Genomic DNA, 11,903 nt, shown 5'->3' with positions numbered 1-11,903 from the left:
TGAATCAGCGCCCGGCCGCGGCCGGCAGCGTCGCCAGGCGCTGCAGCCAGTCCCCGGTGGCTCGTTCGAGCCACGTCTTCACGTTGTTCCCGTCATTCCGTAGCCCGAGGTGATCCCCGGCCGCGCGCAGCGCATCGAGCGGCGCGCTGGTGTCGATCGCCTGCGCGCCGCTCTGCTTGCTCAGCTTTTCGCCGACGGCGTTGACCACTACGGGCACATGCAGGTAGCTGGGCGTCGGCAATCCGAGCAGGTGTTGCAGGTGAATCTGGCGCGGAGTGGAGTCGAGCAGGTCGGCGCCGCGCACGATATGCGTGATGCCCTGCAGGCCATCGTCGACCACCACGGCGAGTTGGTACGCCCACAACCCGTCGGCGCGGCGCAGCACGAAGTCGCCCACTTCCGTTTCCAGGTCCTGGCATTGCCGGCCCTGCCAGCGGTCGTCGAAGCAGACGGTGGCGGCCGGACCGTCCGGCACGCGCACGCGCCACGCGCGCGGCAATTTGCCGTTGAGCCCGTGGCGGCATGTACCCGGATAGCCTAGCGTCTGGTGCCGTTCGCGCACATGCAGCAGCGAATCGGCAATCTCCTTGCGCGAGCAGCCGCACGGGTAGAGCTGGCCTGCCGCGTCCAGACGGTGCAGCGCGTCGGCGTACAGCGCCTCTCGCCGGCTTTGCCACACAGGCGGCTCGTCAGGCACCAGTCCCAGCCGTTCCAGCGTCTGCAGGATGTCGATGTCGGCATCGCGCACGCAGCGCGGATAGTCGATGTCCTCGATCCGTACCAGCCATTGGCCGCCATGCGCACGCGCATCCAGCCACGTGGCCAGCGCGGTCACCAGCGAACCCATATGCAGCGGGCCGGTCGGCGAGGGGGCAAAGCGGCCGCGGTAGCCGCCGGCGGATACTGCCATGCGCATATTTCCCGCTCAGTCCCGTCTCAGCCGCCCAGTTCGGGTTGCTGCAGCAGCAGCGCTTGCGCGAGCCGGGGATCTTCGAGCTTGTCGGCCCACCATTGCAGCGCCTTGCCGCGATTGCTGGTGCGCCAGGCCACCTTGAAGTTGCCGGGCGCGCGCACCTCGACGGTTTCGCGGGCCTGCAGCACGCCGCTTTCGATGTGGGGCTGCGCCATGGGCGCTGGCAGCCAGCCACAGCCGAGGCCGCGGATCTGCGCTTCGAGCTTGTCGCGCATGGTCGGCACGACCAGCACGTCCTGGCCGGCCAGCACGCCGTGCGTTCGCGCGGGCAGGTTGCGCGAGGTGTCGCCCACGGCGACGATCCGGTGCCTGGCGATCTGGATGGTGGTCAGCGGCCCCTCTTCGGTCGCGAGCGGGTGATGCGCGGCCACGGCAAAGACAAACGGCATGCTGCCCAGCGCCCGGATCTGGAAGCCCTGCGTGCTTGGGGCGTCATAGGCGCCGCCGATCACCAGGTCGGCACGGTTGCTGACCAGCGCGTCCCACGAGCCGCCGAGCACTTCCTTGGCGAAGCGCAGGCGCGTGGCCGTGTTCTCGGCGTAGAAGTCCTGAACGACCGGTAGCAGCGCGCGGAAATTGATCAGGTCGTCGACCACGATGGTCAGTGTGGCTTCCCAGCCGGTGGCCAGGCGCTTCACGCGGCGCGCCAGGTCGTCCGCGGCGTGCAGCAGGTGGCGGCCTTCGTCGAGCAGTGCACGGCCGGCCGGCGTGAGTTCGGCGCGGTGCCGACGCCGGTCGAACAGCAGGACGTCCAGGTCCTCTTCGAGCTTGCGTACGACGTAGGTCAGTGCCGACGGCACTTTGCCCATCTCGTGGGCGGCGGCGGCAAAGCTTCCCTTGCGCTCGATGGCGTCCAGGACTTCGAGGGATTCGAGGGAGAGTGGCATATTCAGAAATTCTGAATGAGTGCTTCTAAGGCGATGCCGTTCAATATACGCCACTGCGCCTAAACTTCCTAGCATCGTAAGCAAATGCCAAGTCCCACGGCACTATGCCGCTCGGTACTGGTAAGCCAGGGCCACAAGGAGGGCCATCAAAATGATTGAAATCAGAAAGTCTGAAGAGCGCGGTTACGCAGATCATGGCTGGCTGAAGTCGTATCACTCGTTCTCCTTTGCCGACTACTACGATCCCCAGCACGTCCAGTTCGGGCCGCTGCGCGTGATCAATGAGGACCGCGTCGCACCGGGCATGGGTTTCGGCACCCATGGCCATCGCGACATGGAAATCATCAGCTATGTGCTGGAAGGCGAGCTGGCGCACAAGGACAGCATGGGCAACGGCAGCGTGATCCGCCCGGGCGATGTGCAGCGCATGAGCGCTGGTACCGGCGTGCGGCATTCGGAGTACAACCATGCCGCGCACGACACCACGCACTTCCTGCAGATCTGGATCATGCCGGACCGCACCGGGATCGAACCCGGCTACGAGGAAAAGCGCTTCGAGGCGGCCGACAAGCGTGGCCGGCTGCGCCTGGTGGCAAGTCCCGACGGCGCCGACGGTTCGGTCCTGGTGCATCAGGACGTGCGCCTGTATGCCGGCCTGTTCGACGGTGACGAGTCCGCCACGCTGGCGCTGGCACCGGGACGCCGTGCCTATGTGCACGTGGCGCGCGGCCGGGTCGTGGTCAATGGCAAGCCGCTGGAGGCCGGCGATGCGGCCAAGCTGGAGTCCGTGGATGCCGTAGCGCTGACGCAGGGGGAAGACGCTGAAGTGCTGGTGTTTGACCTGTCCTGATCCAAGGGCGACCGCGCGCGGCAGCAGCTGCCGCGCCATCGCGTGATGAAAGCCCGCCGGCGTGTGCCGGCGGGCTTTCTGTCTTTTGTCTTTTGCCGCGGTGCGGTCGTCCGGCAAGTACCGCTGTGCTATCTTCTTGCTATGTATTTGCGACCGGCCCGGCACATCGCCCGCTGGTTGCCGCCCCCGTTACCCGGCCCGTGCGTTAGCGGGCCATTCGTCACCCAGCATCGAGATGACCTTTGTATCTGTTCTCCTGGCGCTGATCGCTGAGCAGTTCCGCGCCCTGGGCCGCAACAACCCGATCCACGAGATCGTGCGCGCGCTCGGTGACCGCGCCGAGCACGCGTTCGATACTGGCCGCCCGCGCGACGCGGCGCTGGCCTGGCTCACGGTGGTGTTGCCGCTCACGCTTGCCGTGATGGTGGTGCACTACCTGCTCGCGTCGATCAGCATCGCCCTCACGCTTGCATGGAACGTGCTGGTGCTCTACATGACGCTGGGTTTTCGCCAGTTCAGCCACTATTTCACGGATATCCACGAGGCCCTGAACCGCGACGACCTGCTCGCCGCGCGCGCGCTGCTGCATGAATGGACCGGCATCGACACCATCGAGATGCCGGTGACCGAAATCGTGCGCCACACGCTCGAAGCCGCGATCGTGGCCGTGCATCGCCACGTGTTCGGCGTGTTCTTCTGGTTCCTGGTGCCGATCGGCCCCGGTGGCGTGGTGCTGTACCGCGCGGCCGAATTCCTGAGTCGCCAGTGGAACCAGCCGTCGGCCGAGCGCAGCCCCGCGCTGGGCCGCTTTGCCGCGCGCGCCTTTTACCTGCTCGACTGGGTGCCCTCGCGCCTGACGGCGATCGGCTTTGCCATCGTCGGCAATTTCGAGGATGCCGTGTACGCGTGGCGCAACCATGCGCGCAAGTGGAACGACGCCGTCAACGGCATCCTGCTCGCTAGCGGCGGCGGGGCGCTGGGCGTGCGGCTGGGCACGCCGCTGCCGGAAGACGATTCCAGCGTCGTGCTGCGCACCAGCATGGCCGCGGGCCCGGCGATCGACTATGCGCCCGGCATGGAAGACGACAGCGGGCCCGAACCGTCGGCGCCCGAGTTTGGTTTCGAACCGAACGTGCGCACGCTGCAGTCGGCAGTGGGGCTGGTGTGGCGCGCGGTCGTGCTGTGGATGCTGCTGCTGGCGATGCTGTCGCTGGCGCTGTGGGTCGGCTGAGCGGCGTCTAGTTCTGGTCCCTGGCGGTGCCGCAACGCCAGCAGGCGCCGAATTGCGGCTCGTGCCATTCGTGGCAGTGGCCACACTGCCAGAGCGGCCCAGGCGGCGGCTCCGTCGCGGCCTTCAACGCAGCCCAGGCCTGCGCTTCCATGTGGTCATCAAGAATCCAGACCTGGGGCGCGCTTTCGCGGAACGGGATTTCCCCGATCGCACCTCCAAGCCACGTATTGCGCAACTCCGCGCGGATGCCTGCAGCCCGCAGCACGTTGCGGCAATGCGCCGCGTGGACAAGCGAGGTGGCGGACAGCAGCAGTTTCATCGGCAGCGCACCGGCAAGGCAGGTGCAGCCACCTTACCACGGCTACCAGGGCTTTTGCTGGCTGGACTCGTGCAGCAGCTGCGTGTACAGCTCGTGGCGGCGCCCCGAGATGCCGCCGGCCTCCACCGCCGCCAGCACGCCGCAGCCCGGCTCGTTGATGTGGTGGCAGTTGTAGAAGCGGCATTCGGTCAGGCGTTCGCGGAATTCCGGAAACGCACGCTCGAGCATGCCTTCGCTCAGGTGGTGCAGGCCGAATTCCTGGAAGCCTGGCGAATCGATCAGGTAGCCCTGCCGGCCATCGACGTTGCCCCATTCGTGCGGCAGGTGATAGAGCCGCGTGAACGTCGTCGTGTGCTTGCCGGAATCGAGCTTGGCCGAGATCTCGCGCGTCTGCGCTTCCACGCCCGGAATCAGCAGGTTCAGCAGCGACGACTTGCCCATGCCAGACTGGCCGATCAGGATGCTCGACAGCCCCGCCAGGCGCGGCTGCAGCGCGGCCAGCGCATGGGCCGGGTCGCCATGCACGGACATCTCGACCGTGTCGTAGCCAAGATCGCGGTATAGCGCCAGCCGGCGCCGCGCTTCATCCAGACGGTCGGGCAGGTCGGTCTTGTTGAGCAGGATCAGCGGGCGGATTTCCATGGCCTCGGCCGATACCAGCGCACGCCCGAGCAGATCCTCGGAGAAGCCCGGTTCGGTCGCCAGCACGATGATGACCTGGTCGATATTGGCCGCGAGCAGCTTGGACTTGAACTGGTCCGAGCGGTACAGCAGGTTCTTGCGCGCGGTGGCGGCCGTGATCACGCACTGGTCGACCGCGGTGCGTTCGACGCTGACATGGTCGCCGACTGCAGTCTCGCTCTTCTTGCCGCGCGGAAACGCGTGCATGTGCGTGCCGTCCGCCAGCTCCACCACGTAGTGGCGGCCATGCGCGGCGATGACCAGGGCGCCTTCGGCGGCTTTGCCTGTGCTGGAATTACCGCCGGCATTGCGGTGTCGTCCGGTGCGGCTCATGCGTGCGCCAGCAGCCGGTCGATCCGCTGCGCGGCGGGCGGGTGCGAGTAGTAGAAGGCGCTGTAGAGCGGGTCGGGCGTCAGCGTGGAGGCATTGTCCTTGTACAGCTTGACCAGTGCCGAGACCAGATGGCCAGCGTTGGTCTGGTCGGCGGCAAAGGCGTCGGCCTCGAACTCATGCCGGCGCGACGATTGGCTCGACAGCGGCCCCAGCAGGAACGTGAATACCGGCAGCGTCAGGAAGAACAGCACCAGCGCCAGCGCGCTGTTCGAGACCCCAAGGTTCGGCGCCACGCCGAGCCCCGTATAGAACCACGTGCGCGTCGACAGCCAGCCGAGCAGCGCCAGGAACACCAGGCTCAGCGCGAAGGTCACGGCGATGCGCTTGGCCACGTGGCGGCGCTTGAAGTGGCCGAGCTCATGGGCCAGCACGGCTTCGATCTCGTCACCGGACAGGCGCGCGAGCAGCGTGTCGAAGAATACGATGCGCTTTGCCGCGCCAAAGCCCGTGAAATAGGCATTGCCGTGCGCGCTGCGCTTGCTGCCATCCATCACGAACAGGCCCTTGCTGGCAAAGCCGCACTTCTTCATGAGAGCCTCGATGCGCTGGCGCAGGGACTCGTCGTTGAGCGGCTCGAACTTGTTGAACAGCGGCGCGATGAACGTCGGGAACACGATGAGCAGCAACAGGTTGAACGCCATCCATACCAGCCACGTCCACACCCACCACAGGCTGCCGGTGCGGTCCATCAGCCAGAGCACCGCGAGCAGCAGCGGCAGGCCCAGCGCGCAGGCGACCAGCAGCATCTTGACCATGTCCGCGAGCCACAGGCGCAGCGTCATCTTGTTGAAGCCGAAGCGCTCTTCGATGCCGAACTGTCCATACAGCGAGAAGGGCAGGTCCACCAGCCCGCCGATCAGCGCGACGCTCGCGATCAGCGCCACGCCGTACGCGTAACCGGGGCCGAACATGTCGAGCCAGAACTGGTTCAGCCACTGCAGCCCGCCGAGCATGGTGAAGCCGATCAGCACGGCGGCGCCGGCCAGCACTTCGAGCATCGACAGCCGCGTGCGGGCGATGGTGTAGTCGGCCGCCTTCTGGTGCGACGACAGCGCGATGGTGTCGGCAAAGCGGGGCGGCACGGCGTTGCGGTGCAGGCCAACATAGCGGACCTGGCGGGCCGCCAGCCACAGTTTGGTCAGCACCATGACGACCAGCGCGGCGAGGAAAATGAACGTGAACATCGGCAAAAGCCTTGTCGGGGAGGCAGCGGCGGCCACATGTGGCTGACGCTGCGCAGGTTATCCACAGAGGCGGCGCATTGACGGCGCAGGTGCGCTGAACGCTGCCACGGCGGACGGATATGCGAGAATTATAAGTTGTTCGCGCGCGCGGGCCTTCCGCGGCGCTTTTTCATTGAGCCAGACACCGCAGTCCACATGACAAGCCAATCCGCCACCAAATCCGTCAAGAGTGAAAACAACCTGGTCTGGTTGGACATGGAAATGACCGGCCTGTCGCCGGATAGCGACCGCATCATCGAGATCGCGATCGTCGTGACCGATTCCGAACTCAACATCCTGGCCGAAGGCCCGGTGCTGGTGATCCACCAGTCCGACGCCGTGCTCGACGGCATGGACAACTGGAACAAGGGCACCCATGGCCGCTCGGGCCTGATCGACAAGGTCAAGGCCTCCACGCTGACCGAAGAGCAGGCCGAGGCCGAGCTGCTGGCCTTCCTCAAGCGCTGGGTGCCGGCCAGCAAGTCGCCCATGTGCGGCAACTCGATCTGCCAGGATCGCCGCTTCATGGCGCGCTACATGCCCAAGCTGGAGGCGTTCTTCCATTACCGCAACCTCGACGTGTCGACGCTCAAGGAACTGTGCAAGCGCTGGGAGCCCGCCATCCACAAGGGCTTCGTCAAGCGCCAGCTGCATACGGCGCTGGCCGATATCCTCGAATCGGTCGAGGAACTGCGCTACTACCGCACGCACTTTATCCGCCATACGGCAGCTACGCCTGCCGCACCGGCCGCTGACGCGCCCGCCGCGCCAGCTGCTGACACCCCCGCCCAATAAACAAGAACCGGCGGACCGGCCCGCGGCCGGTCACGCCGCCCGCCTGCTGCGCGCAGGCTGCCCGATCTCCGTCCCGCCATCCCCATGTTTGCCCGCATCGTCTCCATCATCACACCGGTCATCCTGATCATCCTGGTGGGGTGGCTGTACGGGCGCAAGGCGCATCCCGACATGGCGGGCATCAACCGCGCCACGCTGGACGTGATCGCGCCGCTGCTGGTGGTGTCGGCCTTCGTCAGCAAGGAGTTCGTGCTCGCCGACCAGCTCGTGCTGCTGGCCTGCGCGATTGCCGTGGTGCTGGGCTCGGGCGTGCTCGCGTGGGTCGTGGCGCGCGCACTGCGCGTCGATCCGCGCACCTTCGTGCCGCCGATGATGTTCAACAACTGCGGCAACATGGGTTTGCCGCTGTCGGTCTTTGCCTTCGGGCCGGCGGGGCTGGCGCCCGCGGTGGCGCTGTTCGCGGCGTCGAACCTCATGCACTTCACGATCGGCATGAAGATCGTCAACCGCCATGCCTCGATCGCGCAGATCGCTCGGAACCCGATGGTACTGGCGACGGTGGCCGGCGTTGGGCTGTCGCTCGCGCGGCCGTGGTTCGCGCTGCCGGAGCCGGTCTACCAGTCGATCAAGCTGTTGGGCGATGCCACGGTGCCGCTGATGCTGTTCGCGCTAGGTGTCCGCATGAAGGACGTGAGCCTGCGCAACTGGGGCATGGGGCTGGTGGGTGCCGTGGCTTGTCCGCTCACGGGCATTGCCGTGGCGCTGCCACTCGCGTACTGGGTGCCGATGACTGACCTGCAGCGAGGCCTGCTGTTTGTGTTTGCCTCACTGCCGCCGGCGGTGCTGAACTTCCTGGTGGCCGATCATTTCCGGCAGGAGCCGGACCAGGTGGCGTCGATCGTGCTGCTTGGCAATATCGCCGCCGTCCTTTTCGTCCCCGTGGGGCTATATCTGGGGCTGCGCTGAGCCCCGCTTTGCTGCCGCTCAGGCGGCGGGCTTGCTGCGGATCGCGTGCTTCGGCCGCCAGGCCTTGACCACGCTTTCGTCGGTCTCGATATACGGGCCGCCGATCAGGTCGATGCAATACGGCACTGCAGCAAAAATTCCCTGCACCACCGATTTGCCGGCATCGTCGCTCAGGCCTTCCAGCGTCTCGCGGATCGCGCGCGGCTGGCCCGGCAGGTTGATGATCAGCGCGGCGCGGCTTGGCGTTTCGCGGATCACGGCCACCTGGCGCGAGAGGATCGCCGTCGGCACGAAGTGCAGGCTCACCTGGCGCATCTGCTCGCCGAAACCCGGCATTTCCTTGGTGGCCACGGCCAGCGTCGCTTCGGGCGTGACGTCGCGGCGCGCGGGGCCGGTGCCGCCAGTGGTCAGGACCAGGTCGCAACCGGCCACGTCGACCAGGTCGATCAACGTGCGCGAGACCAGCGCCTGCTCGTCCGGGATCAACCGCTCGACGCCCTGCCACGGCGAGGTCAGCGTGCGGCCGAACCACTCGCGCAGTGCCGGGATGCCTTCGTCCTGGTAGGTGCCGGCCGACGCGCGGTCGGAAATCGAGACAAAGCCCACCACGAGCTCGTCGGGGTGGTTGCGGGCGATCGGTTGCGTGGTCTGCGTCATGCCTCGGGCTCCGGGGTCGGGGGTTGTTCGCCGGCCGCACTGTCCTTCGCTTCCAGCGCGGTCTTGATGGCCTGGAACAGCTCGCGGAAGTAGCGCGGCGGCTTGGCCTGCTCCTTCTCCCTGCGGGCACTGCGGATGATGTTGCGCAGCGTCTGCACGTCCACGCCGGGGTGTTCGCCCAGGAAGCGGGTGAGTGCATCGTCGTCGGCCAGCAGCAGCTCGCGCCAGCGCTCGATCAGGTGCATGCGTGCGGTCTCGGCCTTGCTGGTGCCCTTGAAGCCCTCGAGCGCGGCGCGGATGGCTTCCACCTCGTCGTCTTCGAGGCCACGCATGACCTTGCCGACGAATTGCATCTGGCGCCGCTTGCCTTCATGGCTCGTGGTGCGCCGCGCTTCGTGGATGGCGTCGGCCAGTGCCTCGGGCATCGGCACGCGCGCCAGGCGGTCCTTGGCCAGGGCTTCCAGTTCGGCACCGAGGGCCTGCAGGGCGGTCATGTCGCGCTTCTTCTGCGACTTGCTTTTGGGCTCGTCCATGTCGGGTTCCGGCGCAAAGGCGCCAGGAAAGCGAGAGCCGGGGGAATTACGGGAATTTCGCGTCATGGGCTGCATTTTATCTTGCTATGATTCCCGCTTGGACTTTTGATGACACCGCCCAGCATGGACTCCATCGCCGAACAGACCGCGCATTTCACCCATACCCAGGCCCAGCTCAGCGAGATGGCCGCCGATGTGCTGCGTGTGGCACGCGAACTCGGCGCGACCGATGCTGCGACGGAGATCTCCGAGGGTAGCGGTCTGTCGGTGTCGGTGCGCAAGGGGCAGGTGGAGACCATCGAGCAGAACCGCGACAAGGTGATCGGCGTCACGGTCCTGATCGGCAAGCGCCGCGGCAACGCCAGCACGTCGGATTTCTCGCCGGCCGCGCTGCGCGCCACGGCCGAGGCGGCCTACAACATCGCCCGTTTCACGGCGGAAGACGATTGCGCCGGCCTGGCCGAGGAAGAGCTGCTGGAGCGTAACCCGCAAGACCTCGACCTGTTCCATCCGTGGACGGTCGACGCCGAGGGCGCCATCGACATCGCGCGCCGCGCCGAGGCTTCGGCGTTGGCGGTATCGCCGCGCATCAAGAACAGCGATGGCGCCAGCGTATCGGCGCAGCATTCGCAATTCGTGCTGGCGACCACGCGCGGTTTCATCGGCGGCTATCCGTACTCGCGCCATTTCATTTCGTGCGCGCCGATCGCCGGCAGCGGCGGCGGCATGCAGCGCGACGACTGGTATTCGTCCAAGCGTTCGCCGCTGGCGCTGGCCGTGCCCGAGGACATCGGCCGCTATGCCGCCGAACGTGCGCTTGCCCGCCTGAATGCGCGCAAGCTGTCTACGCGCCGCTGCCCCGTGCTGTTCGAGGCGCCGCTGGCAGCCGGCCTGCTCGGCGCCTTCGTGCAGGCGGTTTCCGGCGGCGCGCTGTACCGCAAGTCCACCTTCCTGCATGACACGCTGGGCAAGGCGGTGTTCGGCCCGCATATCCAGATCCACGAGCGTCCGCACGTGCCGGGCGCCATGGGCAGCGCGCCGTTCGACGAAGAGGGCGTGCGCACGCGCGAACGCGATGTCGTGCGCGACGGCGTGGTGGAGGGCTACTTCCTGTCGACCTACTCGGCACGCAAGCTCGGCATGAAGACCACGGGCAACGCAGGCGGCTCGCACAACCTGACGCTCACGAGCGATCTGACCACGGCCGCCGACGATTTCCGCGGCATGCTGAAGAAGCTCGGCACCGGCCTGCTGGTGACGGAGTTGATGGGGCAGGGGGTGAACTACGTGACCGGCGATTATTCGCGCGGCGCGTCGGGCTACTGGGTCGAGAACGGCGAGATCCAGTATCCGGTCGAAGAAATCACCATCGCCGGCAACATGGGCGAGATGTTCCGCCAGATCGTCGCCATCGGCGCGGATTCGCTGGTGCGCGGCACCAAGGAAACCGGCTCCATCCTGATCGAACAGATGACCATCGCCGGCAACTGATCGCGTACGGCGCAAGCCAGTGAAAAGAAAGACCGCCCGAAAACGGGCGGTCTTTTTTTGTACCCGGCGTACGGCTGCCGGGCCGGGCATGGAGCAGAGCGCCGAACTGCGCCGGCTTCTCGGCTCCTCTTCCTCCGTTCCTGCTTCGCGGCTTAGTGCTGCAGGGCCGCGACAACGCCCCCTACATTGTTGATCGAGTTCATCACGCTCTTCATGTCGACATTCGTGCGGGTCGAGGCATCGACCTGCGTGACCGGCGCCACGATGGTGTTCGGGCTGGCGAACGACACGCCGCCGGCGCTGGTGATGGCATTGACACCGCTGTTCAGGAACAGGCTGCCGCCGCGCACTGCGCCCATCTTGGCGCTGTCGAGGTCTTGTTCGAGCGGGAGGTTCTGGATGGTCAAGGACATGATGGTCTCCTGGGATCGTTTTGGATGAATGGGGTCGTGGGTGGCTTAGAGCTGCATGGCCTGCACGATGCCGCCAACGTTGTTCAGCATGTTGGAGACCGACTTCATGTCGACGTTGGTGCGGGTCGAGGCATCGACTTGCGTGACGGGTGCCACGATCGTGTTCGGGCTGGCGAACGACACGCCGCCACCGCCGGTGATGGCATTGACGCCGCCGTTCAGGAACAGGCTGCCGCCGCGTACGGCGCTCATCTTGGCGCGGTCAAGGTCTTGTTCGACGGGCAGGTTCTGGATGATCAGGGACATGATGGACTCCTTGGATTTGCTGGCTGGTTGGCTTGGTGGAGCACGTTTGCTGCGCTCGCAGTCATATACGCATGGGGTGTGCCAGGGCGTGGCCAGTTTCTTCTTTGACGTCTCAAGTCACTGAAATCAAAAGGAAAATCACGTTTTCTGCCGGGTGGAGACCAGCGCGGAATGGTGCTGCCATG

General features: G+C 66.2%; 14 protein-coding genes. 5 read left to right on the top strand and 9 right to left on the bottom strand.

What is annotated here, in order from left to right; genetic code table 11:
• Window positions 1–4: 4 nt before the first annotated feature.
• On the bottom strand, window positions 5–910 hold the full coding sequence (gene gluQRS, locus KHO41_RS01895; RefSeq protein WP_211951599.1) for a tRNA glutamyl-Q(34) synthetase GluQRS: 906 nt from the start codon (window positions 908–910) through the stop codon (window positions 5–7).
• 26 nt (window positions 911–936) lie between these two features.
• Window positions 937–1,860, bottom strand: a complete 924-nt coding sequence (locus tag KHO41_RS01890; RefSeq protein ID WP_211951598.1) for a LysR family transcriptional regulator — start codon at window positions 1,858–1,860, stop codon at window positions 937–939.
• Window positions 1,861–2,011: 151 nt separating this feature from the next.
• On the opposite strand from KHO41_RS01890, the gene KHO41_RS01885 reads away from it, so the two are divergent.
• The gene (locus tag KHO41_RS01885; RefSeq protein WP_211951597.1) at window positions 2,012–2,710 is read left to right on the top strand and encodes a pirin family protein; all 699 of its coding nucleotides are present in this window, start codon (window positions 2,012–2,014) and stop codon (window positions 2,708–2,710) included.
• Window positions 2,711–2,945: 235 nt separating this feature from the next.
• Window positions 2,946–3,941, top strand: a complete 996-nt coding sequence (locus KHO41_RS01880) for a CobD/CbiB family protein (RefSeq protein WP_211951596.1) — start codon at window positions 2,946–2,948, stop codon at window positions 3,939–3,941.
• Between the two features lie 7 nt (window positions 3,942–3,948).
• On the opposite strand, the gene KHO41_RS01875 is transcribed toward KHO41_RS01880, so the two are convergent.
• From KHO41_RS01875 to KHO41_RS01865, 3 genes are read right to left on the bottom strand one after another with little or no spacing between them, the layout of a single operon-like run.
• The gene (locus tag KHO41_RS01875; RefSeq protein ID WP_211951595.1) at window positions 3,949–4,260 is read right to left on the bottom strand and encodes a putative signal transducing protein; all 312 of its coding nucleotides are present in this window, start codon (window positions 4,258–4,260) and stop codon (window positions 3,949–3,951) included.
• 42 nt (window positions 4,261–4,302) lie between these two features.
• Window positions 4,303–5,274, bottom strand: a complete 972-nt coding sequence (gene rsgA / locus KHO41_RS01870) for a ribosome small subunit-dependent GTPase A (protein WP_211951594.1) — start codon at window positions 5,272–5,274, stop codon at window positions 4,303–4,305.
• Window positions 5,271–6,518: a M48 family metallopeptidase gene (locus KHO41_RS01865; protein WP_211951593.1), complete on the bottom strand. Its 1,248-nt coding sequence runs from the start codon at window positions 6,516–6,518 to the stop codon at window positions 5,271–5,273. The genes rsgA and KHO41_RS01865 overlap by 4 nt, the downstream gene beginning before the upstream one ends.
• A 195-nt stretch (window positions 6,519–6,713) precedes the next feature.
• Here KHO41_RS01865 and orn point away from each other — a divergent pair, with 195 nt between their 5' ends.
• Both orn and KHO41_RS01855 read left to right on the top strand, forming a co-directional pair.
• Window positions 6,714–7,352 carry an oligoribonuclease gene (gene orn / locus KHO41_RS01860; protein WP_211951592.1) on the top strand — a complete coding sequence of 213 codons (639 nt, stop codon included), beginning with the start codon at window positions 6,714–6,716 and terminating at the stop codon, window positions 7,350–7,352.
• Window positions 7,353–7,436: 84 nt separating this feature from the next.
• Complete coding sequence (locus KHO41_RS01855; protein ID WP_211951591.1) at window positions 7,437–8,318, top strand: AEC family transporter; 882 nt, start codon at window positions 7,437–7,439, stop codon at window positions 8,316–8,318.
• A gap of 18 nt (window positions 8,319–8,336) precedes the next feature.
• Here the strand turns inward: KHO41_RS01855 and mog are convergent, their stop codons facing one another.
• Complete coding sequence (gene mog / locus KHO41_RS01850) at window positions 8,337–8,975, bottom strand: molybdopterin adenylyltransferase (RefSeq protein WP_211951590.1); 639 nt, start codon at window positions 8,973–8,975, stop codon at window positions 8,337–8,339.
• Entirely contained in the window at window positions 8,972–9,574 is a 603-nt protein-coding gene (yjgA, locus tag KHO41_RS01845) for a ribosome biogenesis factor YjgA (RefSeq protein WP_280519684.1), read from the bottom strand. Before yjgA ends, mog begins: the two co-directional genes overlap by 4 nt.
• Window positions 9,575–9,631: 57 nt before the next feature.
• Here yjgA and pmbA point away from each other — a divergent pair, with 57 nt between their 5' ends.
• Window positions 9,632–10,999, top strand: coding sequence for a metalloprotease PmbA (gene pmbA, locus KHO41_RS01840; protein WP_211951588.1), 1,368 nt, complete (start codon window positions 9,632–9,634; stop codon window positions 10,997–10,999).
• Window positions 11,000–11,151: 152 nt separating this feature from the next.
• Here the strand turns inward: pmbA and KHO41_RS01835 are convergent, their stop codons facing one another.
• Both KHO41_RS01835 and KHO41_RS01830 read right to left on the bottom strand, forming a co-directional pair.
• Window positions 11,152–11,412, bottom strand: coding sequence for a hypothetical protein (locus KHO41_RS01835; protein WP_211951587.1), 261 nt, complete (start codon window positions 11,410–11,412; stop codon window positions 11,152–11,154).
• A gap of 45 nt (window positions 11,413–11,457) precedes the next feature.
• Window positions 11,458–11,718, bottom strand: coding sequence for a hypothetical protein (locus KHO41_RS01830; RefSeq protein WP_211951586.1), 261 nt, complete (start codon window positions 11,716–11,718; stop codon window positions 11,458–11,460).
• Window positions 11,719–11,903: the final 185 nt, after the last annotated feature.

Origin of the sequence: Cupriavidus numazuensis (genome assembly GCF_905397435.1) — a bacterium.
In the GTDB taxonomy this organism is placed as follows: domain Bacteria; phylum Pseudomonadota; class Gammaproteobacteria; order Burkholderiales; family Burkholderiaceae; genus Cupriavidus; species Cupriavidus numazuensis.
This window is presented reverse-complemented; position numbering and strand designations above follow the sequence as displayed.

Bases quoted from the DNA above. Each gene is read 5' to 3' on its own strand.
- KHO41_RS01830 (WP_211951586.1), bottom strand. From the start codon at position 11,718: ATGTCCCTGATCATCCAGAACCTGCCCGTCGAACAAGACCTTGACCGC.
- KHO41_RS01880 (WP_211951596.1), top strand. From the start codon at position 2,946: ATGACCTTTGTATCTGTTCTCCTGGCGCTGATCGCTGAGCAGTTCCGC.
- mog (WP_211951590.1), bottom strand. From the start codon at position 8,975: ATGACGCAGACCACGCAACCGATCGCCCGCAACCACCCCGACGAGCTC.
- yjgA (WP_280519684.1), bottom strand. From the start codon at position 9,574: ATGACGCGAAATTCCCGTAATTCCCCCGGCTCTCGCTTTCCTGGCGCC.
- KHO41_RS01890 (WP_211951598.1), bottom strand. From the start codon at position 1,860: ATGCCACTCTCCCTCGAATCCCTCGAAGTCCTGGACGCCATCGAGCGC.
- KHO41_RS01865 (WP_211951593.1), bottom strand. From the start codon at position 6,518: ATGTTCACGTTCATTTTCCTCGCCGCGCTGGTCGTCATGGTGCTGACC.
- orn (WP_211951592.1), top strand. From the start codon at position 6,714: ATGACAAGCCAATCCGCCACCAAATCCGTCAAGAGTGAAAACAACCTG.
- pmbA (WP_211951588.1), top strand. From the start codon at position 9,632: ATGGACTCCATCGCCGAACAGACCGCGCATTTCACCCATACCCAGGCC.
- KHO41_RS01835 (WP_211951587.1), bottom strand. From the start codon at position 11,412: ATGTCCTTGACCATCCAGAACCTCCCGCTCGAACAAGACCTCGACAGC.
- gluQRS (WP_211951599.1), bottom strand. From the start codon at position 910: ATGGCAGTATCCGCCGGCGGCTACCGCGGCCGCTTTGCCCCCTCGCCG.
- KHO41_RS01855 (WP_211951591.1), top strand. From the start codon at position 7,437: ATGTTTGCCCGCATCGTCTCCATCATCACACCGGTCATCCTGATCATC.
- KHO41_RS01885 (WP_211951597.1), top strand. From the start codon at position 2,012: ATGATTGAAATCAGAAAGTCTGAAGAGCGCGGTTACGCAGATCATGGC.
- rsgA (WP_211951594.1), bottom strand. From the start codon at position 5,274: ATGAGCCGCACCGGACGACACCGCAATGCCGGCGGTAATTCCAGCACA.
- KHO41_RS01875 (WP_211951595.1), bottom strand. From the start codon at position 4,260: ATGAAACTGCTGCTGTCCGCCACCTCGCTTGTCCACGCGGCGCATTGC.